At 70.7% G+C, this 24,354-nt stretch carries 22 protein-coding genes; 4 read left to right on the top strand and 18 right to left on the bottom strand.

The window, feature by feature from the left end:
• Nucleotides 1-153 precede the first annotated feature (153 nt).
• From ACIBUY_RS36350 to pgsA, 14 genes are all read right to left on the bottom strand, one after another.
• Entirely contained in the window at nt 154-693 is a 540-nt protein-coding gene (locus tag ACIBUY_RS36350; protein ID WP_365573490.1) for an adenine phosphoribosyltransferase, read from the bottom strand.
• A 140-nt stretch (nt 694-833) separates the two neighbouring features.
• The gene (secF, locus tag ACIBUY_RS36345) at nt 834-1,952 is read right to left on the bottom strand and encodes a protein translocase subunit SecF (protein ID WP_399154914.1); all 1,119 of its coding nucleotides are present in this window, start codon (nt 1,950-1,952) and stop codon (nt 834-836) included.
• A 1-nt stretch (nt 1,953) separates the two neighbouring features.
• Nucleotides 1,954-3,729 carry a protein translocase subunit SecD gene (secD, locus tag ACIBUY_RS36340; protein ID WP_399154913.1) on the bottom strand — a complete coding sequence of 592 codons (1,776 nt, stop codon included), beginning with the start codon at nt 3,727-3,729 and terminating at the stop codon, nt 1,954-1,956.
• Nucleotides 3,730-3,867: 138 nt separating this feature from the next.
• On the bottom strand, nt 3,868-4,359 hold the full coding sequence (gene yajC / locus ACIBUY_RS36335; RefSeq protein WP_365573496.1) for a preprotein translocase subunit YajC: 492 nt from the start codon (nt 4,357-4,359) through the stop codon (nt 3,868-3,870).
• A gap of 174 nt (nt 4,360-4,533) precedes the next feature.
• The gene (gene ruvB, locus ACIBUY_RS36330; protein ID WP_365573499.1) at nt 4,534-5,610 is read right to left on the bottom strand and encodes a Holliday junction branch migration DNA helicase RuvB; all 1,077 of its coding nucleotides are present in this window, start codon (nt 5,608-5,610) and stop codon (nt 4,534-4,536) included.
• A 44-nt stretch (nt 5,611-5,654) separates the two neighbouring features.
• A complete protein-coding gene (gene ruvA / locus ACIBUY_RS36325) occupies nt 5,655-6,266 on the bottom strand; it encodes a Holliday junction branch migration protein RuvA (protein ID WP_365573502.1) in 612 nt (203 codons plus the stop codon).
• A complete protein-coding gene (ruvC, locus tag ACIBUY_RS36320; RefSeq protein WP_365573505.1) occupies nt 6,263-6,811 on the bottom strand; it encodes a crossover junction endodeoxyribonuclease RuvC in 549 nt (182 codons plus the stop codon). Before ruvC ends, ruvA begins: the two co-directional genes overlap by 4 nt.
• Nucleotides 6,812-6,918: 107 nt before the next feature.
• Nucleotides 6,919-7,671 (bottom strand): YebC/PmpR family DNA-binding transcriptional regulator, encoded by a 753-nt coding sequence (locus ACIBUY_RS36315; RefSeq protein WP_365573508.1) that lies wholly within the window; start codon nt 7,669-7,671, stop codon nt 6,919-6,921.
• A 49-nt stretch (nt 7,672-7,720) separates the two neighbouring features.
• Nucleotides 7,721-8,332 carry a pyridoxal 5'-phosphate synthase glutaminase subunit PdxT gene (gene pdxT / locus ACIBUY_RS36310; protein WP_399154912.1) on the bottom strand — a complete coding sequence of 204 codons (612 nt, stop codon included), beginning with the start codon at nt 8,330-8,332 and terminating at the stop codon, nt 7,721-7,723.
• A gap of 5 nt (nt 8,333-8,337) precedes the next feature.
• Nucleotides 8,338-9,249, bottom strand: a complete 912-nt coding sequence (gene pdxS / locus ACIBUY_RS36305; protein WP_365573513.1) for a pyridoxal 5'-phosphate synthase lyase subunit PdxS — start codon at nt 9,247-9,249, stop codon at nt 8,338-8,340.
• A 125-nt stretch (nt 9,250-9,374) separates the two neighbouring features.
• On the bottom strand, nt 9,375-9,920 hold the full coding sequence (locus ACIBUY_RS36300; protein ID WP_365573516.1) for a hypothetical protein: 546 nt from the start codon (nt 9,918-9,920) through the stop codon (nt 9,375-9,377).
• Between the two features lie 55 nt (nt 9,921-9,975).
• The gene (locus ACIBUY_RS36295; RefSeq protein WP_365573519.1) at nt 9,976-11,136 is read right to left on the bottom strand and encodes a glycosyltransferase family 4 protein; all 1,161 of its coding nucleotides are present in this window, start codon (nt 11,134-11,136) and stop codon (nt 9,976-9,978) included.
• Nucleotides 11,133-12,056 (bottom strand): phosphatidylinositol mannoside acyltransferase, encoded by a 924-nt coding sequence (locus ACIBUY_RS36290; RefSeq protein WP_399154911.1) that lies wholly within the window; start codon nt 12,054-12,056, stop codon nt 11,133-11,135. Before ACIBUY_RS36290 ends, ACIBUY_RS36295 begins: the two co-directional genes overlap by 4 nt.
• Nucleotides 12,053-12,715: a phosphatidylinositol phosphate synthase gene (pgsA, locus tag ACIBUY_RS36285; protein WP_365573524.1), complete on the bottom strand. Its 663-nt coding sequence runs from the start codon at nt 12,713-12,715 to the stop codon at nt 12,053-12,055. The genes ACIBUY_RS36290 and pgsA overlap by 4 nt, the downstream gene beginning before the upstream one ends.
• 259 nt (nt 12,716-12,974) lie before the next feature.
• Here pgsA and ACIBUY_RS36280 point away from each other — a divergent pair, with 259 nt between their 5' ends.
• Both ACIBUY_RS36280 and ACIBUY_RS36275 read left to right on the top strand, forming a co-directional pair.
• Nucleotides 12,975-15,182, top strand: a complete 2,208-nt coding sequence (locus ACIBUY_RS36280) for an elongation factor G-like protein EF-G2 (RefSeq protein ID WP_365573527.1) — start codon at nt 12,975-12,977, stop codon at nt 15,180-15,182.
• A 166-nt stretch (nt 15,183-15,348) separates the two neighbouring features.
• Complete coding sequence (locus ACIBUY_RS36275; RefSeq protein ID WP_399154910.1) at nt 15,349-17,112, top strand: hypothetical protein; 1,764 nt, start codon at nt 15,349-15,351, stop codon at nt 17,110-17,112.
• Here the strand turns inward: ACIBUY_RS36275 and ACIBUY_RS36270 are convergent.
• Nucleotides 17,057-17,830, bottom strand: a complete 774-nt coding sequence (locus ACIBUY_RS36270) for a YitT family protein (RefSeq protein WP_399154909.1) — start codon at nt 17,828-17,830, stop codon at nt 17,057-17,059. The two genes, ACIBUY_RS36275 and ACIBUY_RS36270, sit on opposite strands and share 56 nt — an antisense overlap.
• Before the next feature lie 113 nt (nt 17,831-17,943).
• Here ACIBUY_RS36270 and ACIBUY_RS36265 point away from each other — a divergent pair, with 113 nt between their 5' ends.
• Nucleotides 17,944-19,410, top strand: a complete 1,467-nt coding sequence (locus tag ACIBUY_RS36265) for a PLP-dependent aminotransferase family protein (protein WP_399154908.1) — start codon at nt 17,944-17,946, stop codon at nt 19,408-19,410.
• An 83-nt stretch (nt 19,411-19,493) separates the two neighbouring features.
• Here ACIBUY_RS36265 and ACIBUY_RS36260 read toward each other — a convergent pair whose 3' ends face one another.
• Nucleotides 19,494-20,057 (bottom strand): HIT domain-containing protein, encoded by a 564-nt coding sequence (locus ACIBUY_RS36260; protein WP_365573539.1) that lies wholly within the window; start codon nt 20,055-20,057, stop codon nt 19,494-19,496.
• A 66-nt stretch (nt 20,058-20,123) separates the two neighbouring features.
• Here ACIBUY_RS36260 and ACIBUY_RS36255 point away from each other — a divergent pair, with 66 nt between their 5' ends.
• Nucleotides 20,124-20,813, top strand: coding sequence for a potassium channel family protein (locus ACIBUY_RS36255; protein WP_365573542.1), 690 nt, complete (start codon nt 20,124-20,126; stop codon nt 20,811-20,813).
• 75 nt (nt 20,814-20,888) lie between these two features.
• Here ACIBUY_RS36255 and thrS read toward each other — a convergent pair whose 3' ends face one another.
• Nucleotides 20,889-22,868, bottom strand: coding sequence for a threonine--tRNA ligase (thrS, locus tag ACIBUY_RS36250; protein ID WP_365573545.1), 1,980 nt, complete (start codon nt 22,866-22,868; stop codon nt 20,889-20,891).
• A gap of 258 nt (nt 22,869-23,126) precedes the next feature.
• A complete protein-coding gene (locus ACIBUY_RS36245) occupies nt 23,127-24,344 on the bottom strand; it encodes a hypothetical protein (RefSeq protein WP_365573548.1) in 1,218 nt (405 codons plus the stop codon).
• Nucleotides 24,345-24,354 lie beyond the last annotated feature (10 nt).

The following is a 24,354-nucleotide window of genomic DNA, read 5'->3' as shown; positions in this document are numbered from 1 at the left end:
CGACGGGTCCCCGTTCGGGTCCCGGAGAGCCCATGGTATCGATCCGGCGCCCTGCGAACGTATTCGGCCGCTGAGACGCCTTCGTACGGAAGAAACACCAGAGGCGGGCGCCGGATTCCTCCGGGCCCACCTCCAAGGCTGTGAGCTGGTGCTTCACACCACCAGAAGCGCGTCGAGCGGGGCGCCCTCGAGCACGGGGGCCAGGCGCTCGCGGCCGGGCAGGAAGCCCAGCTCCATCAGGACCGCGACGCCCGCGACCTCGGCGCCCGCGCGACGGATCAGGTGCAGGGCGGCCTCGGCGGTGCCGCCGGTGGCCAGCACGTCGTCGACGACCAGGACGCGGTCGCCCGCCGCCAGGTCCTCGGCGTGCACCTCGATCTCGGCGGACCCGTACTCGAGGTCGTACGACTGCGAGAGCGTCGCACCGGGGAGCTTGCCCGCCTTGCGTACGGGAATGAAGCCGAGGCCCGCACGGAGCGCGACGGGGGCGCCCAGGATGAAGCCGCGTGCCTCCAGGCCGACGACCTTGGTGGCGCCGTGGCGCACGCAGAGCTCGGCGAGGGCGTCGGTGAGCGCGGTGAACGCCGCCGGGTCCGCGAGGAGCGGGGTGATGTCCTTGAACAGCACGCCGGGCTCCGGGTAGTCGGGAACGTCCCGGATACGGCTGAGGAGCAGTTCCTTGATGTCCGTCATTGCTGCACCTCAGGGCGTGTGTCAGGGGGAATTCGGCGGGGTTTGCGCGATCGACAACCCTAGCAGTCGGCCCTGCCCGGGAACGACGCGGGCGCCAGGGCCTCGACGGCTCCTGGCGCCCGTGTACGGGGGCTGACGGATCAGCGGCGCTTGCCCGAGGGGCGGCCGCGCCCGCGGTTGCGGGACGGCTGGTTGCGCGGTCCCGCGCCCGCCGGGGCGGCGTCCGCGGGCTCGTCGTCCTGCGGGCCACCGGCCTGCGGGCCCACGACGGTGGCCGAGTCGGCCTGCGCCGCTGCGGCGGCCCGCTTGGCGAGCACGCGCTTCTTGAGCGCCTTCATCTTCGGCTCGCGCTCCTTGAGGTCGGCGACCAGCGGAGTGGCGATGAAGATCGACGAGTACGCACCCGCGGCGAGGCCGACGAAGAGCGACAGGGAGATGTCGTTCAGCATGCCGGCGCCGAGGAAGCCGCCACCGATGAACAGCAGGCCCGCGACGGGCAGGAGCGCCACGACCGTGGTGTTGATCGAGCGGACCAGGGTGCTGTTGATCGAGCGGTTGGCGATGTCGCTGTACGTCCAGCGGGTCTGCTTCTCGATGCCCTTCGTCTGCTCCTTGAGGGAGTCGAAGACGACGACCGTGTCGTAGAGCGAGTAACCGAGGATCGTGAGCAGACCGATCACCGTGCCCGGCGTGACCTCGAAGCCCACCAGGGCGTAGATCCCGACGGTGATGGTGATGTCGTGGATCAGTGCGACGAGGGCCGCGAGCGCCATCCGCCACTCGAAGGCGATCGCCAGGTAGATCACGACGAGGACCATGAAGATGGCCAGGCCCTGCCATGCCTTGTTGGCGATCGTGTCACCCCAACTGGGGCCCACCAGATCGGCGTTGATCTTGTCGGAGGCGATGCCCAGGTCCTTGGACAGGTCCGTCTTGATCTGGTCCGACTTGTCGGTGTCGATGCCGGAGATCTGGATGCGCAGGCCGCCCGTGCCGAGCTCCTGCACGATCGCGTCGTGGCCGGACGCGTCCTCCGCGTACTTCTCCGCCTGGGAGGCGGAGACGGACGTCTTCGGCGTCGTGAAGACGGCGCCGCCCTCGAACTCGATGCCCATGTTCAGGCCGCGCACCGCCAGGCCGAGGATGGCCGTGATGGTGATCAGGATCGAGACGCCGTACCAGATCTTGCGCTTGCCGATGAAGTCGTAACCGACCTCACCGCGGTAGAGCTTGGCGCCGAGATGGCCGAGTTTCGACATCTCACGCCTCCTTCGTGTCGACAGGACGGGCGGCGCGGCGGGTGCGGCGCAGCGGGGGCTGGACGCCGAGGCGCTTGGGGTCGAGGCCGGACCACTTGTGTCCGCTCGCGAAGAACTTCCTGCGGGCCAGGAGCGTCATCAGCGGCTTCGTGAAGAGGAAGACGACGACGACGTCCAGCAGCGTGGTCAGACCCAGCGTGAACGCGAAGCCCTGCACCTTGCCGACCGTCACCACGTACAGCACCGCGGCCGCGAGGAACGACACGAAGTCGGAGACGAGGATCGTGCGCCGGGCGCGCGGCCAGGCGCGCTCGACGGCGGGCCGCACCGAGCGGCCCTCGCGGATCTCGTCCCGGATCCGTTCGAAGAACACGATGAACGAGTCCGCGGTGATACCGATGGCCACGATGGCACCACACACCGCCGGCAGGTTCAGCGCGAAGCCGATGGCCGGGCCGAGCAGCGTCATCAGGGTGTACGTCAGGACGCCCGAGGTGATCAGCGAGGCGAGCGCGACGAGCGACAGGCCGCGGTAGTAGACCACGAGGTAGATGACGACGAGGGCGAGGCCGATGGCGCCCGCGATCAGACCGGCGTGCAGCTGCTCACCGCCGAGCGCGGCGGTCACCGTGGTGACGCTCTGCTCGTGGAAGGTCAGCGGCAGGGCGCCGTACGACAGCACGTTGGCCAGGTCCTTGGCGGACTCCGGGGTGAAGCTGCCGGAGATCTCGGCGTTCGAGCTGAGCGTCGAGCTGACGCTGGGGGCGGAGACCACGTCGCCGTCGAGCACGATGGCGAAGCGGTTCATCGGGTCCTGCTGGTCCTTGAGCTTGCTGGTCGTCGCGGCGAACTTCTTCGAGCCGGAGCCCGTGAAGTCCATGTTGACGACCCACTGGCCGGACTGCTGGTTGATGACCGCCTGGGACTTCTTGACGTCCTTGCCGTTCACCTCGGACGGGCCGAGGATGTACTTCTCCCACTGGCCCTGCGAGCCCTTGCCGCACGCCACGATCGTGTCGCCGGGCTTGGATCCCTCGTTGACCGTCGTGCGGGCCGCCTTGTCGGTGCAGTCCAGCGCCGTGAACTTCTTCTCCAGGGCGGTGGTCGCGGCGTCGGCGGTCGGCGTGGAGCTCGCGGACGGCGTCGAGGAGGCCTTGTCGTCGGACTTGCCGCTCGCCGACGAGCTCGGCGTGGCGTCCGCCTTGAGGCTGTCGGTGACGGCGCGGCCCTGCGAGGTGGCGCTGGAGGACGGCGTGGCGGACGACGAAGCCTTGTCCGTGGCCTTGTCGGTGGCCTTGTCCGTGGCCTTGCCGCTGGACGAGGCGCTCGGGGACGGGCTGGTCGACGGGGTGGTGCCCGTCGGAGCGCCGGCGGCCGCCGTCAGGACGGGGCGGAAGTAGAGCTGAGCGGTCGTGCCGACCTGCTCGCGCGCCTGCTTCTGGTTCGTACCACGCGGGATGTTGACAATGATGTTGTCATTGCCCTGCGTCTGGACCTCGGCCTCGGAGACACCCATGCCGTTGACACGGCGGTTGATGATGTCCGCCGCCGTGTCCATGTTGGTCTTGTTGATCGCGTTCTTGGACTGGCCCGGCTCGTTCTTGGCCTGCAGCGTGATGCTGGTGCCGCCCGCGAGGTCGATGCCGAGTCGCGGCGTGAACGTCCCTGAGATGAACATCCCGCCGACGAGCGCCACCATGATGATCACGATGAGGCTCAAGGCACGGCCCGGCTTGCTCTGGGCACCTGCCCCTCGGCTCTTTTTAGGTGTGGCCACCTTCTCGTACTCCCTCTCCATCCGCCCGGCATCGGGGATGCGTGCCGGACGGCCATGAAATGGTCGAGAATCCGCGCGGGTCACGCACGAACCGGAACCGCGGCGACGCAAGCGGTCGCCCCGCGGCTCCAGCCGTGACTACTTCGCGTCGGACTCGCCGTCGGTCTTCTTCGGCTCGGCGTCGTCGGCCTTCTCGGCCACGGGGGCCGTGTCGGCCTCGTCCGCCTCGTCCTTCTTGCCGAGGTCGATGCGCGAGTCGTCGGCGGTCTCGTCGGTCTCGGTGAGGGAGGACGCGTCGTCCGGCACGACGGCGCCGTCGGTCAGCTCGTCGTCGTCATCGGCGGCGTCCTCGCCGTGCACGATCCGGTTGTACTCCTCGTCCGAGAGCACCGCGCCGATCGCGTTCTTCGCGAACATCAGGTGGACGCCGGGGCCCGCGTCGAGGAGGACCGAGTCCTCGTTGACCTCCTTGACCGTGGCGTACATGCCGCCGATCGTGCGGACGCCGGAACCGGGCTGCATTTCATTGCGCATCGAAGCGGCCTGCTGCTGCTTCTTCTTGGCAGACCGGGTCATCAGGAACATGGCCCCGATGAGCACGATGAACGGGAGGAGGGTCACGAGACTCACGGGTGAAACTTCCTTCAGGCGACCGCGGCGCCGGAATGCGGGTGCGGTCTTGTTGGGGTTCGGGGGTGGTCTGTCTTCGGAAAGACGACGTCGGCGGAGTCTAAGCGAGTCCGCACTGTGGGAACAACGCTCAGCATGGCACCGGGGTTCCAACCCCGGCGAGTACCCGCGCCGTCACGCCCCGAAGAGGTCCCCTTGTCCACTTGTGCCCGGCTTTCCCTGGGGCGGGGTGAGTCCGAGGTGGGCCCATGCGGCGGGAGTGCCGACCCGGCCCCGGGGCGTGCGCGCCAGCAGACCCTCCCGTACGAGGAAGGGCTCGGCCACCTCTTCCACCGTCTCCCGCTCCTCCCCCACGGCGACGGCGAGCGTCGACAGGCCGACCGGGCCGCCGCCGAACAGCTTGAGCAGGGCCTCGAGGACGGCGCGGTCGAGGCGGTCGAGGCCGCGGGCGTCCACCTCGTACACGCCGAGCGCGGCGGCGGAGATCTCCCGGGTGATGTGGCCGTCGGCCTTGACCTGGGCGTAGTCGCGGACGCGGCGCAGCAGGCGGTTGGCGATGCGCGGGGTGCCGCGGGAGCGTCCGGCGATCTCGGCGGCGCCCGCCGTGTCGATCTCCACGTCGAGCAGTCCCGCCGAGCGGTGGATGACCCGCTCCAGCTCCGGGGGCTCGTAGAACTCCATGTGCGCCGTGAACCCGAACCGGTCGCGCAGCGGCGGCGGGAGCAGGCCCGCGCGCGTGGTGGCGCCGACGAGGGTGAAGGGGGGCAGCTCGAGCGGGATGGCGGTGGCGCCGGGGCCCTTGCCGACGATGACGTCGACGCGGAAGTCCTCCATCGCCATGTAGAGCATCTCTTCGGCGGGCCGGGACATGCGGTGGATCTCGTCGAGGAAGAGGACCTCGCCCTCCTGAAGGGAGGACAGGATCGCGGCCAGGTCGCCCGCGTGCTGGATCGCGGGGCCGCTGGTGATGCGGATCGGGGCGCCCATCTCGGCCGCGATGATCATGGAGAGCGTGGTCTTGCCGAGGCCGGGGGCGCCGGACAGCAGGACGTGGTCGGCGGTGGCGCCGCGCGCGCGGGCTGCACGCAGCACCAGGTCGAGCTGCTCCCTGACCTTCTCCTGGCCGATGAACTCGCCGAGGTCCTTGGGGCGCAGCGCCGCCTCGACGGCCTGGTCGTCACGGTCGGCGGACGCACCGACGAGCCGGTCGGCCTGGGGCTCGGCGGCGTCGGTGGTCTCGTCCCAGTTCATGTTCTGCGCCTCGCGTTACGGGTGGTCAGGGGCGGGTCGGTCGGCTAGCGGGTGCGGTTCAGCGTCTGCAGAGCGGCCTTCAGGAGCTGGCCCACCTGCGGGGTGCCCTCGGCGGCCTCGGCCTGCGGGGCCACGGCCGTCACCGCCTCGTCGGCCTCCCTGGTCGCGTAGCCGAGGCCGATGAGCGCGGCGTGCAGCTGGTCGCGCCAGCCGCTGGTGACCGCGGTGCCGATGGCGGGCCCGCCGGTGCCGAGGGGCTCGCCGAGCCGGTCCTTCAGCTCCAGGAGCAGCTTCTGCGCGCCCTTCTTGCCGATGCCGGGGACGGCCGTCAGCGCCTTCTCGTCTCCGGTGGCGACCGCGCGGCGCAGGGCGTCGGGGCTGTGCACGGCGAGCATCGCCTGGGCCAGCCGTGGGCCCACGCCGCTGGCGGTCTGCAGCAGCTCGAACGTCTGCTTCTCGTCGTCGTCCGCGAAGCCGTACAGGGTGAGCGAGTCCTCGCGTACGACGAGGGAGGTGGCGAGCTTGGCCTGCTGGCCGATGCGGAGCGTGGACAGCGTGTTCGGCGTGCACTGGACGGCCATGCCGACACCGCCGACCTCGACCACCGCGGCGTCGGGAGCGAGGGCGGCGACGGAGCCGCTGACGAAGGCGATCATGCGGTACGGCCTTTCAGTGCTTTGGGTGCGTGAGCTGCGTGCTGTGCCACGGCTTGCTGGAGTCTGTTCTGCGCGGGGGCGCGCCAGATGTGGCAGATCGCCAGGGCGAGCGCGTCCGCCGCGTCGGCCGGCTTGGGCGGGGCGTCGAGCCTCAGCAGCCGCGTCACCATGGCGCCCACCTGGGCCTTGTCGGCGCGGCCGCTGCCGGTGACGGCGGCCTTGACCTCGCTGGGGGTGTGCAGGGCGACGGGGATGCCGCGGCGCGACGCGCACAGCATGGCGACCGCGCTGGCCTGGGCGGTGCCCATGACCGTGCTCACGTTGTGCTGGCTGAACACCCGCTCCACGGCGAGGACTTCGGGCTCGTGCTCGTCCAGCCACTGCTCGATGCCCTGCTCGATGGCGACGAGGCGGTGGCCCAACTCGGCCTCCGGGGGCGTCCGTACGACGCCGACGCCGCGCATCGTCAGGGGCCGGCCCGCGATCCCCTCGACCACGCCGACACCGCACCGGGTCAGCCCCGGGTCCACGCCCAGTACGCGCACGCGCCACGCCCCCAACTTCGATTGCCTGTTCCCGCAGGCTATCGGCTGCCACTGACAAAGCGACGGGCCGACGGGGTGTGTCCCGTCGGCCCGTCGCTGATGGCGCCTCAGGCGTCGACCTTCTCCATGACCTCGTCGGAGACGTCGAAGTTCGCGAAGACGTTCTGCACGTCGTCGCTGTCCTCGAGCGCGTCGATCAGCTTGAAGATCTTGCGCGCGCCCTCTTCGTCGAGCTCGACCTGCATGGTCGGGACGAAGTTGGCCTCGGCGGAGTCGTACTCGATGCCGGCCTCCTGCAGGGCGGTGCGGACCGCGACCAGGTCGGTGGCCTCGGAGAGCACCTCGAAGGTGTCGCCCAGGTCGTTGACCTCTTCGGCACCCGCGTCGAGCACGGCGCCCAGGACGTCGTCCTCGGACAGCTCGCCCTTGGGGACGATCACGACGCCCTTGCGGTTGAACAGGTACGACACGGAGCCCGGGTCGGCCATGTTGCCGCCGTTGCGGGTCATGGCGACGCGCACGTCGGAGGCGGCACGGTTGCGGTTGTCGGTGAGGCACTCGATGAGCACCGCGACGCCGTTCGGACCGTAGCCCTCGTACATGATCGTCTCGTAGTCGGCGCCGCCGGCTTCGAGACCGGCACCACGCTTGACGGCCGAGTCGATGTTCTTGTTCGGAACCGAGCTCTTCTTGGCCTTCTGGATGGCGTCGAAGAGGGTCGGGTTACCGGACACATCGGCGCCGCCCGTGCGGGCCGCGACCTCGATGTTCTTGATCATCTTCGCGAAGAGCTTGCCGCGCTTGGCGTCGATCACGGCCTTCTTGTGCTTCGTCGTAGCCCATTTAGAGTGGCCGGACATCTGCCTGTCTCCTTCGCGTAACCAACCTCTTTAACGAACGCCATGGATCCTACAAGGAACCCGACGCGTCCTTCTCCCTGACCATGTCCACGAACAGACCGTGGATCCTGTGGTCACCCGTGAGCTCCGGATGGAAGGACGTCGCGAGGACGTCACCCTGGCGTACGGCGACGATGTGTCCCGCGTGCTCGGCGAGCACCTGGACGTCGGCGCCCACGGACTCCACCCACGGGGCGCGGATGAAGACGCCCTCTACAGGATCGCCCTCCACGCCCTGTACGTCGACCGCCGCCTCGAAGGACTCGTTCTGCCGCCCGAAGGCGTTGCGGCGCACGATCATGTCGATGCCGCCGATGGTCTCCTGGCCCGAGCGCGGGTCGAGGATCTTGTCGGCCAGCATGATCATTCCGGCGCACGTGCCGTAGACGGGCAGACCGGCGCGCACGCGCGCGCGGAGCGGCTCCAACAGGCCGAAGAGCTCGGCCAGTTTGGAGATCGTCGTCGACTCGCCGCCGGGGATGACCAGGCCGTCGACCTCGGCCAGTTCTTCGGGGCGCCGCACCGGCCTGGCCACGGCGTCGGCCGCGGCCAGGGCGACGAGGTGCTCCCGTACGTCGCCCTGGAGTGCCAGGACGCCGATGACGGGTGTCTCTCGGCTCATCGGTGCTACCAGCCGCGGTTCGCGTAGCGCTCGGCCTCGGGCAGGGTGTCGCAGTTGATGCCGACCATGGCCTCGCCGAGGTTGCGGGACGCGTCCGCGATGATCTTGGGGTCGTCGAAGAAGGTGGTGGCCTTCACGATGGCGGCGGCGCGCTTGGCCGGGTCGCCCGACTTGAAGATGCCGGAGCCGACGAAGACGCCCTCGGCGCCGAGCTGGCGCATGAGCGCGGCGTCGGCCGGGGTGGCGACGCCACCGGCGGAGAAGAGGACCACCGGCAGCTTGCCCAGCTCGGAGACCTCCTTGACCAGCTCGTACGGGGCGCGCAGCTCCTTGGCGGCGGCGTACAGCTCGTTGTTGTCGAAGCCGCGCAGCTTCGCGATCTCGTTCTTGATCTGGCGCAGGTGGCGGACGGCCTCCACGACGTTGCCGGTGCCGGCCTCACCCTTGGAGCGGATCATGGCCGCGCCCTCGGCGATGCGGCGCAGGGCCTCGCCCAGGTTGGTGGCGCCACAGACGAACGGGGTGGTGAAGGCGAACTTGTCGCTGTGGTTGACCTCGTCGGCCGGGGTCAGGACCTCGGACTCGTCGATGTAGTCGACGCCGAGGGACTGCAGCACCTGGGCCTCGACGAAGTGGCCGATGCGGGACTTGGCCATGACCGGGATCGAGACCGCGCCGATGATCTCCTCGATCATGTTCGGGTCGGACATGCGGGCCACGCCGCCGTCCTTGCGGATGTCGGCGGGAACCCGCTCCAGCGCCATGACGGCGACCGCGCCGGCGTCCTCGGCGATCTTGGCCTGCTCGGCGTTGACGACGTCCATGATCACGCCGCCCTTGAGCTGCTCGGCCATGCCGCGCTTGACGCGGGCGGTGCCGGTGGCGGGGGTCTCGGACTGCGAAATGCTGCTGGACACGGGTGACCTCACTCGGTGAACTCTGCAGAAGGCTCGTTGCACCACCGAGGAAACTCCTGTGGACCAGGCCACTGCAAGGGCCAATGACCAGGAAGTGGCTCCTTCCGCCTGGCATTCGACGGAGGTCAGCTGGTGGCGCGGTCCGCGAGGGCCGTCGGGGGTTCGTCGTCCATCTCGAAGGCCAGCGGGAACGGGGCGTGCCCGGCGAGCCGGAACCAGCGGACCTTGCGGTGGCGGCGCAGGGCGCGGGCGGCGCGCACCGCGTCGTTGTGGAAGCGGCGGGCCATCGGGACGCGGCGCACGGCCTGGGCCAGTTCCTCCGCGGCCTCCTCGCCGCCGGGGGCCTCGCGCACGGCCTCGACCTGGTCGGCCTCGCCGAAGACCGCCCGCAGCGCCTGGCTGAGCTCGCTCTCGGCGACCTCGCGCTGCTCCTCCTCCGCCTGCCGGGCGGCGTGCGCGGCCTCGTAGAGCACGATCGACGCGGCCGGGTCGAGCACGCCCGACGTGGCCAGCTCCTGGGCGACGGAGGCGCGGCGCAGGAGTTGGGCGTCGAGGGCGGCGCGGGCCGCGTCGATGCGGGCGTGCAGCCGGTCGAGACGGCCCGCGGTCCAGCTCAGGTAGAGGCCGATCGCGAAGAGGCCTACGGCGATCCAGATCAGGGTGACGGTCACGGGCGCAAACGTTACCGGGGACCCGCGGCCGCCCCGTTCCCAGTCCGCCCCTGCCTCAGTCCCTGGCCAGGCCGAACCGCGCCCGGAACCCGGTCCGTTCGTCCGCCGCGACCGCTGCCGCGCCCTGCGTCACCGTCTCGTACACGCTCAGGATGTCCGCGCCCACCGTCGACCAGTCGAAGCGGCGTACGTGCTTGCTGCCCCGCTCGCGCAGTTCGGCGCGGCGCTCGGGGTCGCCGAGCAGGCGCAGCGCCGAGGCGGCCAGCGCGTCCGCGTCCTCGTTCGTGAAGAGCTCGCCGGCCCCGCCCTGGTCGAGGACCTGCGCGAAGGCGTCCAGGTCGGAGGCGAGCACGGGGGCGCCCGCGGACATCGCCTCGACGAGGATGATGCCGAAGCTCTCGCCGCCGGTGTTCGGCGCGACGTACACGTCGACGCTGCTCAGGAAGCGCGCCTTGTCCTCGTCGCTGACCATGCCGAGGAACTCGACGCGCTCGCGCATCTCCTTCGGCAGCGACTCGACGGCCTCCTCCTCGTCGCCGCGGCCCGCGATCAGCAGCCTCGTCTGCGGACGCTCGGCGAGGATCTTGGGCAGCGCCTTCATGAGGACGGGCAGGCCCTTGCGGGGCTCGTCGATCCGCCCGATGAAGCCGAGCGTGTCCCCCTGCCACTCGGGCTTGGGCTCGGCCTGCGCGAAGAAGTCGACGTCGACCCCGTTCGGGATGACGACCGCGTCACCGCCCAGGTGCTCGACCAGCGTGCGGCGCGCGTACTCGCTCACCGCGATGCGCGCGCTGATCTTCTCCAGGGCGGGCTGCAGGATCGGGTACGCGGCGATCATGGCGCGCGAGCGCGGGTTGGACGTGTGGAACGTGGCGACGATCGGCCCCTGCGCCGCCCAGCAGGTGAGCAACCCCAGGGACGGCGACGCCGGTTCGTGGATGTGGATCACGTCGAACGTGCCGTCGTGCAGCCAGCGGCGTACGCGCGCGGCGCTCAGGAAGCCGAAGTTGAGGCGCGCCACCGAGCCGTTGTACGGCACCGGAACCGCGCGGCCCGCCGAGACGACGTACGGCGGCAGCGGGGTCTCGTCGTCCGCCGGGGCGAGGACGGAGACCTCATGTCCCAGGGCGATGAGGTGCTCCGCCAGATCGCGGATGTGGAACTGGACGCCGCCCGGCACGTCCCAGGAGTACGGGCAGACGATTCCGATCCTCACGCCGGCCGCTCCTCGAAGTTCCCAGCGTTCTCGAAGTCAGCGAGCCACAAGCGCTGCAGCATGTGCCAGTCCTCCGGATGGTCCGCGATTCCCGTGGCGAAGGCATCGGCCAATGCCTGCGTCATGACAGACGTCTTCTCGGCGCGCGTACCTGTCTCGGGGACGTCGACGGGCGGATGGACGCGACCGCGCATTATGGCCGAGTCGTCGTACCAGAGCGTGACCGGCAGGAGCAGCGCGCCGGTCTGCTGGGCGAGCATCGCGGGGCCTGCGGGCATCCGCGTGGTCTCCCCGAAGAACTTCACCTCGACGCCGGAGGAGGACAGATCCCGGTCGGCGACCAGGCAGACCAGGCCGCCCGCCCGCAGCCTGCGCGCGAGCGTCCCGAAGGCGGCGCCTCCCGTGTGCGGTAGGACCTCCATGCCGAGGCCCTCCCGGTACGCGACGAAGCGGTCGTACAGGGTCTCCGGCTTGAGGCGCTCGGCGACCGTCGTGAACGGGGTCTCCAGCTTGGTGGTGACCCAGGCGCCCGCGAGGTCGTAGTTGCCCATGTGGGGCAGGGCGAGGATGACGCCCTTGTCGGAGTCCAGGGCCTCGGTGAGGTAGTGGACGTCCTTGGGGGTGAAGCCGTTCTTGATGCGTTCCGTGCTCCACGCGGGCAGCCGGAAGGACTCCATCCAGTAGCGCAGGTACGAGCGCATGCCCGCCTGGGAGAGCTGTCGCAGGCGCTCGGGCGTGGCATCGGGCACCACGCGCGCGAGGTTGGCCTCCAGGCGCAGGACGCCCTTGCCGCGCTTCTTCCACGCGATGTCGGCGATGCTCCTGCCCAGGCGCGTGGCGACCGGCTCGGGAAGCTTCTTGACCGTGGCCCAGCCGAGCCCGTACAGCGCGTCCGTCACCCGGTCCTGCGCGCCGCTCACGAGGCGGTCTCCTCCTGGGTGGCGGCCGCGGCGTCGGCCTCGGCGGACTCGCGGCGCACGGTCACCACGCGCTGGATCAGCGTGACGAGGCTGCCCACGGCGACGATCCACAGCGCGACCGGCAGCAGGTACTGGATGCCGGGCACGCCGAACTTGTGCAGACCCGCGAAGCCGGCCGCGACCAGCGTGATGACGAGGCGTTCGGCGCGCTCCACCAGGCCGTTGACGGCGACCGGCAGGCCGATCGCCTCGCCGCGCGCCTTGGTGTACGAGACGACCTGGCCGCTGGCGAGGCAGAAGATCGACACCGCGCACAGCACGTTGTCGTCGCCGCCGCCCGCGTACCAGAGCGCGAGTCCGCCGAAGATGGCGCCGTCGGCCACGCGGTCGAGCGTGGAGTCGAGGAACGCGCCCCAGCGGCTGGTGCGGCCGAGCTGGCGCGCCATGTTGCCGTCGACGAGGTCGGAGAACACGAACAGCGTGATGACGACCGTGCCCCAGAAGAACTCTCCGCGCGGGAAGAAGACCAGCGCTCCCGCCATCACTCCGGCAGTGCCGAGGAGCGTGACCGTGTCGGGGCTGACCCCGCGACGGATGAGAAACGCGGCGAACGGTGTGAGGACACGCGTGAAGAATGCACGCGCGTACTTGTTCAGCATGGCCTTCCCGAGGGTCGGTGCCGTGCGGCCCCTCTGGCCACCGGCTGGCCCATCGTAGTCACGCGCGCACGGATACGGCCGCCGGGCCACCACGCGCGCGTGCGATCGCGTACGACGTATGGACGCACAGTGACCGGAGTGGAAAGCTCAATGGCACCGCGGGCGTCGCCGAAGCCGCCTGAGCACGCGGGTTTGCGTGTCCGCATTTGTTTACGTGCCACACAGACCACCTCACCGAGGAATCAACCGGGAGGAAGGCATGGGCGACAAGGCGAACGCACACCCCGGAGCCGCCGGCAGGGCTACAGCGGCCGACCACCCCGCGTCCGTACGGAATGTGGTGCTGGTCGGCCACAGCGGATCGGGCAAGACGACCCTGGTGGAGGCCCTCGCACTGACCGCGGGGGCGGTGAACCGGGCGGGCCGGGTCGAGGACGGCACGTCCGTCTCCGACTACGACGAGATCGAGCACCGGCAGCAGCGCTCGGTGCAGCTCTCCCTCGTCCCGCTGGAATGGGACGGCTACAAGATCAATCTCCTGGACACCCCCGGCTACGCCGATTTCGTCGGGGAGTTGAGGGCCGGTCTGCGCGCCGCGGACGCGGCCCTTTTCGTTGTCTCCGCCTCCGACGGCCCCGAGACCATGGCCGGCGCGACCCGCATGGTGTGGGAGGAGTGCGCCGCGGTCGGCATGCCGCGGGCGATCGTCGTTACGCATCTGGAGGCGGCGCGGGCCGACTTCGACGACATGACGCGGACGTGCGCGGAGATCTTCGGGGGCGACGACCCCGATGCCGTACTCCCCCTGTACCTGCCGCTGCACGGCGCGCAGGCCGCGGACGGGCACGCGCCCGTGACGGGCCTGATCGGGCTGCTCTCGCAGCGCCTGTTCGACTACGCGTCGGGGGAACGCAAGGAGTCCGAACCCGGCGATGACCAGCTGCCGTTGATCGAGGAGGCACGCAACCGGCTGATCGAGGGGATCATCGCGGAGAGCGAGGACGAGACCCTCATGGACCGCTATCTCGGCGGCGCGGACATCGACGTCAAGACACTGGTCGACGATCTGGAGCGGGCCGTGGCGCGCGGCGTGTTCCATCCGGTCCTGGCGGCGGCCCCGGCGGCGGAGGGCGCACGGCAGGGCATCGGCACGGTCGAGCTGCTCGAGCTGATCACGGGTGGTTTCCCGACGCCCCTGGAGCGCGAGGCGCCCGTGGTGAGCACGCCCGACGGGACGGCGCGGACGGTCAAGGCCTGTGATCCGGAAGGGCCGTTGGTGGCGGAGGTCGTGAAGACCGCGTCCGACCCCTATGTGGGAAGGGTCTCTCTCGTACGGGTCTTCTCGGGCACCCTGCGTCCCGACGAGACCGTGCACGTGTCGGGGCACGGGCTCGCGGACCGCGGGCACGAGGACCACGACGTGGACGAGCGGATCGGCGCCCTGTCCGTGCCCTTCGGCAAGCAGCAGCGCACGCTGACCCACTGCATCGCCGGGGACCTCGCGTGCGTGGCGAAACTGACCCGGGCGGAGACCGGCGACACCCTCTCGGCGAAGGACGACCCGCTCCTGATGGCGCCCTGGGACATGCCGGACCCGCTGCTGCCGCTCGCGATCCAGGCGCACAGCAAGGCGGACGAGGACAAGCTGTCGCAGGGGCTGTCACGGCTGGTGGCCGAGGACCCGACCATGCGGCTCGAGCAGAACCCCGACACCCATCAAGTGGTGCTGTGGTGTCTGGGCGAGGCGCACGCGGACGTGGCCCTTGAACGGCTGCGCAACCGGTACGGCGTGCAGGTCGACCTCATCTCGCACAAGGTCTCCCTTCGGGAGACGTTCGCGGGGAAGTCGGGCGGGCGCGGCCGGCACGTGAAGCAGTCCGGCGGTCACGGGCAGTTCGCGATCTGCGAGATCGAGGTGGAGCCGCTGCCCGGCGGGGCCGGCATCGAGTTCGTGGACAAGGTCGTCGGCGGCGCCGTGCCACGGCAGTTCATCCCCTCCGTCGAGAAGGGCGTACGGGCACAGGCCGCGCGCGGCGTCGCGGCCGGGTATCCGCTGATCGACGTCCGGGTGACGCTGCTCGACGGCAAGGCGCACTCGGTGGATTCGTCCGACGCGGCGTTCCAGACGGCGGGGGCGCTCGCGCTGCGGGAGGCCGCGTCCGATGCCACGATCCATCTCCTGGAGCCGGTGGCCGAGGTGCAGGTGCTGGTCGGCGACGACTATGTGGGCGCCGTGATGAGCGATCTGTCCGGGCGGCGGGGCCGCGTCGTCGGGACCGAACAGGCGCCGGGCGGGCGCACTCTCGTACGGGCGGAGGTGCCGGAGATCGAGATCGGGCGGTACGCGGTGGATCTGCGCTCGCTGTCGCACGGGACGGCGCGGTTCAGCCGCAGGTACGCCCGGCACGAGCCGATGCCTCCCCAGCTGAGCGAAAGGATCCGCGAACAGGCGCAGGACTCCGCCTAGTTGGCCCCTGCTGTCGCCGAGGCCACCGACATCCCTCTTGTCAGGGCGGATGTCGGTGGCGGCCGTTACGCTGGTCGACGATCAGTCGGATCAGAACGATCAGCTGATCAACAGGTGTGCGGGGCAGGGAAGTCGGGAACAGCCGCAGCAGCGACGACGTGCGGCGATGGGGGCGGCAGTGGCGGACGATGCATTCGATTTCAGGCCGGGCGCGCAGGTTCCCCTGCAGGGATCGGCGGGCCGTACCGACGCGACCTTCGCCATCGCGTCGGCCGCGTACCGCGACGACCCCGCGGCGAAGATCCTGGACGCCAACAACGAGTGGCACAAGTCCGAGGTCAAGGACCCCAAGTGGGCGCTGCTGGCGCCCAATCTCGGTGAGGCGTTCTCGCAGGCCGTGCAGTCGCGCATGCTGGACGGCGGGCGCAAGCCGCTGATCCAGTCGTTCGGCGCCGAGCCGCAGGTCGTCGTGGAGCACTGCCTCGCGGCCACCCGCATCCGTCGGCAGCGCGACAGCATGCTGACGGTCCTGACGCTGGTTTTCGGCGTGCTGTTCCTGCCGGGGTTCCTGTTCTGGGCGGCGGCTTTCGAGCTCCGCCGCAGGAACAACAACAAGGTGGCCGCGGCGGAGAAGCAGGCCAAGGAGGCGCTGGACAAGAACAAGTCGGCCAAGGAGCAGTCCGACGCGAAGAAGGCGGAGCGCGACGCCCGCAAGCAGGCCGCGCTGACGACGGCCATCATCTCCGTCGTCGCCGTGGTCATCGTGATCGGCCTGGTCCGGATGCCCCCCACCGGAGGCTTGGCCTGGTATCTGCGGGCCGCGTTCGTGGCCCCGGTCATCGGCGGTGTGTGGGCCCGGCAGATCTGTCTGCGCACGGCCGCCGACCTGCGGGACCGCTGGGCGGGGCTGTTGTCGGGCGGCGGTGTCGGGGCGAAGATCCCGGAGGCGGTGCCCGGCAGCCCGGGCGAGACGGCGGCGGAGCAACTGCGGCAGAGCCTGGCCAAGTTGACCGCGGAGCAGCAGTCGAACGCGGTCTTCTACGCGGGGCCCAAGGGCATCCTCGGCATGGGGACGCGCTGGGGCAGCTGGCAGCTCGCCGAGGATCTGGTGCCGAGCGAGAAGGGCAAGGAGATCCACCCGTTCCGCAGTTGGACCGTGATCCGCGCGATCCAGGACCAGTTGCGCATGCTGGAGCGCGGCCCGCTGCACACGGGCGGTTTCCCGAAGCCCCACGTGGACCACTGGATCGTCACCCCGATCGGGGAGAAGGCGAAGGCCGTGTCGCGGCCCTCGGGCGCGGACGTCGACGCGTTCCGGATCAGGCCGCACGAGATAGAGCGGATCTGCAACGAGCAGCAGTTCGGCAGCGGCGAGCGCCACTACCTGGGCATCCAGTTCACGCTCTGGGACGGCCAGTTGGTGATAACGATGCTGATCACGGTGACAGTGCTGCACGAGACGTTGCGCATCGAGGTGACGGGACATGCGCTCGGCCCGGTCAACTCGCTGTTCACCTCCAAGCCCGAGCCGAAGACCAAGGAAGTCTCCAAGCCCATAGCGACCTGGGAGACCACGCAGAAGACCCTCCCGTTGGTCGACGCGGACGAGGCGGTCCGGCTGGCCATGCGGGCGCCCCTGACCATGTTCGGCAAGGGCCGGTCGTACCTCGACGCCAAGGGCGGCAAGCTCGTCCTGCCCGAGCCGTTCGGACTGCGGCACGCCTGGGCCGACCAGCCCTGGCGGCACCGGTTCATGGCGGACGACGCGCTGCGTACGGCGACGCCGGTGCTGCGGGTGGTGCACGCGGCGGCCCTGCGGGTCCTGGAGGAGCACGGCGTGGACACCGAGAAGTTCTCGGGCCGTTCGGGCGTGCTCAGTGGCCTGGTGCAGGATCCGACGCCGCGGAAGGCCGACGTGTACGACGCGTAGGCGCGGCGCCCCGGTCCCGGCCGTCGCCGTCCCGGCCGTCGCCGTCCCGGTCGAGGCGGTGCCGGTCGAGGCGGTGCCGTTCAGCGCGGTCCTGGTCAGCGCGGTCCCGTTCGGCGCGGTACGTGAAGCGGGGCAGGCAGTACTGCGTGACGGCCCCGACCGTGACCGCGTACAGGACGGTGCCGAGGCCCACGGAGCCGCCCAGGAGCCAGCCCACGGCGAGGACGACGAGTTCGATGCCGGTGCGGACGACGCGCAGCGAGCGGCCGGTCCACGCCGTGAGCCCGGTCATCAGGCCGTCGCGGGGACCCGGGCCGCAGCGCGCGCCCACGTAGACGGCGATCGAGAAGCCGTTGACGAGGACGCCCGCGGCGAACAGCGCGGCGCGGGCGGTCGGGCCCGGGCCGGCCGGGAGCAGCCACAGGCCCAGGTCGGAGAACCAGCCGACGGTGAGGATGTTGGCGAACGTGCCGAAGGTCGGGCGCTGGCGCAGCGGGATCCACAGCAGCAGCACGCCCGCACCGACCAGGGTCGTGAGGGTGCCGAAGCTGAGCGCGCTGCGGTGTGCGATGCCCTCACTGAGGACGCTCCAGGGGGCGAGGCCGAGGCCCGCGCGGACCATCAGGGACAGGCTGAATCCGTAGAGGGCGAGGCCGGTGAAGAGCTGGGGCAGGCGGCGCGCGGGGCGCTCGCGCAGGGGGACGTACGTGAGGGGCATGAGCGGTGACTCCGTGGTGGTTCGCGGGTGATCCGGGGTTCTTCCAGGCCAATGCCGCCACTCTGTAGATTGATCGGCACGGATTACATGGCCAATCGAGGGAGAGTGGTTTTGTGGGGGTCGCCGCCGGTCACCGTGAGCGGACACCGCGCACCATGGGCGCCCGGCAGCTCGCCGCGCTGCTCCCCGACCCCGCGCTCGCGCGTCCCGCGTACCGTCATCTCGCCCGTGTCATCGGCGAGTTGATCCTCGACGGACGGCTCGCGCTGCATGTGCGGCTGCCCGCCGAGCGGGAGCTGGCCGTCGCCCTCGGCACCAGCCGGACCACCGTCACGGCCCTGTACGACCTGCTGCGCGAGAACGGGTTCGCGCACAGCCGTCAGGGCTCCGGCACCTGGACGGCGCTGCCGCAGGGCCGCGCCGCCAAGGGCGTCAGCCGGCTGCTCGCCGCCGAGGACACGGCGATCGACCTGGCGAGGGCCGCGCCCACGCTGCCCGAGGGAACGCTGGCCGACGCGCTCGCCGAGGTCACCCCACGCCTGGCCGGGTACGCGGACACGCCCGGCTACCACCCGTACGGAATCCCGGAGTTGAGGTCGGCGCTCGCCGCCCGGTTCACGGCGCGCGGGCTCGCCACGACGCCCGAGCAGATCCTGGTGACAGCGGGCGCACAGCACGCGCTCAGCCTCGTCCTGGCGCTGCTGTCGGAACCCGGTGACCGGATCATGGTCGAGAACCCGTCGTACCCGAACGCGCTGGAGGCGATGCGGCGCGCCCGGCTGCGCACGGTGTCCGTGCCGGTGACGGACGACGCGGGCTTGGACATCGGGATCGTCGAGTCGACACTGCGCCACACGGCGCCCCAACTCGCCTATCTGATCCCGGACTTCCACAATCCGACGGGCCACGTGATGCCTGCGGACGCCCGGGCCGCGACCCTGCACGCGGCGAGCCGCTCGGGCACCTGGCTGATCGCCGACGAGACCCTCACCGATCTCGCCCTGGACGGCGCTCCCCCGCCGCCGTTCGCCGCGCACGGCCCTGCCGCGCAGGTCATCACGGTCGGCTCGCTGAGCAAGACGCACTGGGCGGGCCTGCGCATCGGCTGGCTGCGGGCCCCGGCCCGGCTCGTCACCGAGCTCGCGGCGCAGCGGGTGGCGAGTGACATGGGCGGTTCGGTGATCGACCAGCTCCTCGCCCTGGCCCTGCTGCCGCGCGGCGACGACCTCCTGCGCGACCGCCTCACCCGGCTACGCGCTCAACGCGCCGCGCTCATCGAGGAGTTGGGGCGGCACGTCCCGCACTGGAGCTGGCACACCCCGCCGGGCGGGCTCTCCCTCTGGGTCGACCTGGGCGCGCCGGTCGCCTCGGACCTGGCCGAGCGCGCCCTGGCCCACGGCGTCCGCATCGAGAGCGGCGCGTACTTCGCCACGGACCCTGGCCTGTTCGAGAACCGCCTGCGGATCCCGTACACCCTGCCCGAGGCCACACTCCGCGAATCGGCCCAACGCCTGGCCCGCGCAGCGGCGGACGACCCGGGCCCCACGCCGACCGCGTCACGGACGCACTGGATCGCCTGAGACGCCGGGGCCGGTGTTCCGGCGGCCGCGACGGCCGGCCACGTACGTGAACAGCTCGGCCGGCCCGACGTACCGCCAACGCCTCAGGCGCTCGCCCAAGCCTTCGCCAGTGCCGTGCGGGTGTCGCCGAGGAGTTGCGGCAGCACCTTCGTGTGGCCGACGACCGGCATGAAGTTCGTGTCGCCGCCCCAGCGCGGGACGATGTGCTGGTGCAGGTGTGCCGCGATGCCGGCACCCGCGACCGCGCCCTGGTTCATGCCGATGTTGAACCCGTGCGCCCCGGACGCGGCCCGCAGTGCGGTCATCGCGTGCTTGGTGAAGGCCGCGAGCTCGGCGGTCTCCGCCTCGTCGAGATCGGTGTAGTCGGCGACATGTCGATAAGGCAGCACCATCATGTGGCCGCCGTTGTACGGGTACAGGTTCAGGATCGCGAAGACGTGCTCGCCGCGGGCCACGATCAGGGCGTCCTCGTCGGACAGGCCGGGAGCGGTGCAGAACGGACAGCCGTCGTCGGCTCCGGGGCCGGTCGGCTTGCCCTCGCCCTGGATGTACGCCATGCGGTGCGGGGTCCACAGACGCCCGAATCCGTCCGGCTCACCCACAGGACCGATCCTCTGCTCCGGCTCACTCGTCATGCAGTGCAGCATATGGCGTCACCTCGGCAAGGCGTGTCGCCGGGTGCCGCCCCCGGCGGGCAGGGCGATGCTGTCGGGATGACCGACAGCCCCCTCGCCCGCTGGGAGCGGTACAACGGCCCCGCCCTGCTGATCGCCTCCGTCGTGTACCTCGCCTCGTACGCGATCAGAGTCCTGGGGCACGGCCTGCCCGACGCCGTCCGGGACACGTGTCTGGCGCTGACGCTGATGGCGTGGGCGGTGTTCCTCGTGGACTACGGGGTGCGCTGGCGGCTGAGCCGACAGCGGCCTGCCCACTTCCTGCGCACGCACTGGCTGGACACCCTGGTGCTGCTGCTCCCCCTGTTGCGCCCGCTGCGCATCGTGCAGACCTACGAGACGGTCCAGCGCCGCCACAACGAGCCGCGTCTTTCGCTGCACGCGCGCGTGATGACGTACGCGGGCATGTCGGCCGGGCTGCTCGGGTTCGCGGGCGCGCTCGCGGTGTACCAGCAGGAGCACGCGGCACCCGGCGCGAACATCCGGACCTTCGGCGACTCGGTGTGGTGGACGTGCACGACGGTGTCGACGGTCGGCTACGGCGATCTGGCGCCGGTCACTCCGATCGGCCGGCTCGTCGCGGTGGGCCTGATGGGCTGCGGTCTCGCGCTGCTCGGCGCGGTCACCGGCTCGTTCTCGTCGTGGCTGCTCCAGGTCTTCGCCCGGGAGGGGGAGGACACGGGAAGGCCCCCGGGGAAATCCCCGGGGGCCTCTCGAAGCGTGGACTGACGGACCAGACGGATCTGACGGTCCAGTCAGACGGATCCGACGGACCAATCTGACGGATCTGACGGATCTGACGGATCAGACCTGTGCCCGCTCCTCGACGACCTTCGCGATCTTCGCGATGGCCTCGTCGACCGGGATCCCGTTCTCCTGCGAGCCGTCGCGGTAGCGGAAGGACACCGAACCGGCGTTCATGTCCTCGTCGCCCGCGATGACCATGAAGGGGACCTTGGCCTTCTGCTGGTTGCGGATCTTCTTCTGCATGCGGTCCGACGACGAGTCGACCTCGACGCGCAGACCCTGGGCGCGGGCCTTCGCGGCGAACTCCTCCAGGTACGACACGTGCCCGTCGCCGATCGGGATGCCGACGGCCTGGACCGGGGCCAGCCACGCCGGGAACGCGCCCGCGTAGTGCTCGAGCAGCACGCCGAAGAACCGCTCGATGGACCCGAACAGGGCACGGTGCAGCATGACCGGCTGCTGGCGCGAGCCGTCCGCGGCGGTGTACTCCAGGCCGAACCGCTTGGGCTGGTTGAAGTCGACCTGCAGGGTCGACATCTGCCAGGACCGGCCGATCGCGTCCTTGACCTGGACGGAGATCTTCGGGCCGTAGTACGCGGCGCCGCCCGGGTCGGGCACCAGCGGCAGGTTCTGCTTCTCGGCGGCAAGCCGCAGCGCCTCGGTGGCCTCCGCCCAGTCCTCGTCCGTACCGATGAACTTGTCGGAGTCGTCGCGGGTGGACAGCTCCAGCTCGAACTCGGTCAGGCCGTAGTCGCGCAGCAGGTCGAGCACGAAGGTGAGGAGGTTGTCGAGCTCCTCGGCCATCTGCTCCTTGGTGCAGTAGATGTGCGAGTCGTCCTGGGTGAACCCGCGCGAGCGGGTCAGACCGTGCACCACGCCCGACTTCTCGTAGCGGTACACGGTGCCGAACTCGAAGAGCCGCAGCGGCAGTTCACGGTAGGAACGCCCGCGGGACTTGAAGATCAGGTTGTGCATCGGGCAGTTCATCGCCTTGAGGCGGTAGTTCTGCTCGTCGAACTCGATGGGCGGGAACATGCCGTCCGCGTAGTGCGGCAGGTGCCCCGAGATCTCGAAGAGCTTCTCCTTCGAGAGGTGCGGGGTGTTCACGAACTCGTAGCCGGAGACCTCGTGGCGGCGCCGCGAGTAGTCCTCCATGACCTTGCGGACGACGCCGCCCTTGGGGTGGAAGACCGCGAGACCCGGGCCGAGCTCCTCCGGGAAGGAGAACAGGTCGAGCTCGGCGCCGAGCTTCCTGTGGTCGCGCTTCTCGGCCTCGACGAGGAAGTCCAGGTACGCCTTCAGCTCGTCCTTCGACGGCCACGCGGTGCCGTAGATGCGCTGGAGCTGCGGGTTCTTCTCGCTGCCGCGCCAGTAGGCGGCGGCCGAGCGCATCAGCTTGAACGCGGGGATGACACGGGTGGTGGGCAGGTGCGGGCCCCGGCAGAGGTCCTTCCAGCACAGCTCGCCGGTCTTGGCGTCGAGGTTGTCGTAGATGGTCAGCTCGCCGCCGCCCACCTCCGCGTCCGCGCCGTCGGCGGCCTGGGCCGCATTGCCCTTGAGCCCGATGAGCTCCAGCTTGTACGGCTCGTCGGCGAGCTCGACGCGGGCGTCGTCGTCCGTGGTGACGCGCCGCGAGAACTTCTGCCCCCGCTTCTGGATCTCCTGCATCTTCTTCTCGATGCGCTTGAGGTCCTCGGGGGTGAACGGCTCCTTGACGTCGAAGTCGTAGTAGAAGCCGTTCTTGATGGGCGGGCCGATGCCGAGCTTGGCGTCCGGGAAGAGCTCCTGGACGGCCTGTGCCATCACGTGCGCGGTCGAGTGGCGCAGGATGTTGAGCCCGTCCTCGGACGAGATCTCGACGGGCTCGACCTCCTCGCCGTCGGCCACCACGTACGCGAGGTCCTTCAGCTCGCCGCCCACGCGGGCCGCGACGATGCTGCGCTCACCGGCGAAGAGCTCGGCGGCCGTAGTGCCCGTCGTCACCACGCGTTCTTCCCGCTCGGAATCGCGTTGGATGATCACACGGACGTCAGACACCGGTCTCTCCTACCTGAAGACGAAAGCCGCGCCATTACCTGTGACGCGTGCTGCAGCGATCGTACCGAGTCGCCGGGGCCACTCGCGAAACGGTTAACGGGCACCCCAGCGGGGCCGCCCGACGCTGCGCCCCCGCGACTCCGGCGGCTTCACCATCGACCGAGGTGTGAACGGCGGGCGGGCGCGGCCTCGGCGAGGCGGGCCTCGAGCGGCCGGGCGGCACGGCCGAGGGCCGTACGCGCACCGGCCCCTGAAGAGCTAGTCCTCCCCCGCGCAGGCCTCCTCGAAGAAGTCCAGGTTCTCCTGGAGCGACTTCATCAGACGGTCCCGCTCGGCCTCCTCCACCTGTACGGGTACCACGCCGGAGGCACCGGTGAGACGGCGGAAGCCGCCCCTGCTCTCCAGGCGTCCGTGCACCCGGATCGGCAGCCCGACCAGGTGCGCGTGGCCCGCGATCCGGTACGCCTCCTCGTCCAGCGTCATCCGTACGTGCGGGATCTCCGCGCCCGCGATGACGTGCAGGCGGACCGTGCCCTCGCCGCGCGGTCCGCTGCGGCGCATCCGGACGACGGTGCCGGTGATGCGTACGGAGATCGCGGGTTCGGCGTGCAGATAGCGGGCTCCGGCCTCGCGCAGCACGTCCAGGTCGCCGGGTGAGAACTCGACGGGCGCGTCGCCGTCCGTGCACTCCTCGGGCACACCCGCGGCGGGCGCCCAGGCGACGGCGACCCGGGCGCCCTCGGTCCCGCGCACCAACGCGACCAGTGCCTCGGTCAGTTCATGGCTGACGCCCGCCTCGACCGCGCCGTCGAAGGCGTCCATGCCGCCGGTGGCCCGCCGGTAGTCGATGGCCTCGCGCACCGCGTACAGCGCCTGGTGGAGGCGGACGGCGAGGCCGCGTCCGGTGACGACGGGCACGAAGGCGGTGAGGGTGCGGCCGCCGGGCGCCGTCTGCACCAGTACGTTCTCCAGGGCCGCGGCGGCGGGCCTGCGGTGCCGGGCCCCGTAGTACCCGGCGCGGCCGCGGGCGGCGAGGGCCCCGGCGAGCAGCATCCGCCGTGCCGCGGACCGCAGTTGCTCCTCGGCGGTCCAGGAAGAGGCGCCGCCCGGGCCCTCCGGGACGTCCCGCCACCACCGGATCTCGTCGCTCGGCACGGCGAGCGAGACGAGCACTTCGCGCGCGGAGGGGGTGCCGCTGCGCTCCAGCGCGATCAGCGCCTCGCCGAGCAGTTCCTCGCTGTCCGGGAACGCCCGGCTCTCCGGCACGAGCAGGCTCGTACGGGCTCCGGGGCCCGGCAGCGTCCAGCGCGCGTACCGCCCCGCCGCGCCGCCGCGCCGCTCCCAGCCGTGCCGGTCGAGCAGGGCGCTGAGGACGGCGGGGTCGACCTGAGCGGGCTCGGGCCCCGCGAGGTCGACGGGATGGGCGCGGGCCGCGCCGATGGACCGTACGGACTCGTCGAGCGGACGGTGCTGCATGCCGTAACTC

The organism is Streptomyces sp. NPDC050085, from assembly GCF_044460595.1.
Lineage (GTDB): Bacteria > Actinomycetota > Actinomycetes > Streptomycetales > Streptomycetaceae > Streptomyces.
This window is presented reverse-complemented; position numbering and strand designations above follow the sequence as displayed.

Bases quoted from the DNA above. Each gene is read 5' to 3' on its own strand.
- ACIBUY_RS36275 (WP_399154910.1), top strand. From the start codon at position 15,349: ATGGGGGCGGCAGTGGCGGACGATGCATTCGATTTCAGGCCGGGCGCG.
- ACIBUY_RS36245 (WP_365573548.1), bottom strand. From the start codon at position 24,344: ATGCAGCACCGTCCGCTCGACGAGTCCGTACGGTCCATCGGCGCGGCC.
- pgsA (WP_365573524.1), bottom strand. From the start codon at position 12,715: ATGCTGAACAAGTACGCGCGTGCATTCTTCACGCGTGTCCTCACACCG.
- secF (WP_399154914.1), bottom strand. From the start codon at position 1,952: ATGTCGAAACTCGGCCATCTCGGCGCCAAGCTCTACCGCGGTGAGGTC.
- ACIBUY_RS36350 (WP_365573490.1), bottom strand. From the start codon at position 693: ATGACGGACATCAAGGAACTGCTCCTCAGCCGTATCCGGGACGTTCCC.
- ACIBUY_RS36255 (WP_365573542.1), top strand. From the start codon at position 20,124: ATGACCGACAGCCCCCTCGCCCGCTGGGAGCGGTACAACGGCCCCGCC.
- ACIBUY_RS36315 (WP_365573508.1), bottom strand. From the start codon at position 7,671: ATGTCCGGCCACTCTAAATGGGCTACGACGAAGCACAAGAAGGCCGTG.
- ACIBUY_RS36270 (WP_399154909.1), bottom strand. From the start codon at position 17,830: ATGCCCCTCACGTACGTCCCCCTGCGCGAGCGCCCCGCGCGCCGCCTG.
- ruvB (WP_365573499.1), bottom strand. From the start codon at position 5,610: ATGAACTGGGACGAGACCACCGACGCCGCCGAGCCCCAGGCCGACCGG.
- ACIBUY_RS36280 (WP_365573527.1), top strand. From the start codon at position 12,975: ATGGGCGACAAGGCGAACGCACACCCCGGAGCCGCCGGCAGGGCTACA.
- pdxT (WP_399154912.1), bottom strand. From the start codon at position 8,332: ATGAGCCGAGAGACACCCGTCATCGGCGTCCTGGCACTCCAGGGCGAC.
- ACIBUY_RS36260 (WP_365573539.1), bottom strand. From the start codon at position 20,057: ATGCTGCACTGCATGACGAGTGAGCCGGAGCAGAGGATCGGTCCTGTG.
- ruvA (WP_365573502.1), bottom strand. From the start codon at position 6,266: ATGATCGCCTTCGTCAGCGGCTCCGTCGCCGCCCTCGCTCCCGACGCC.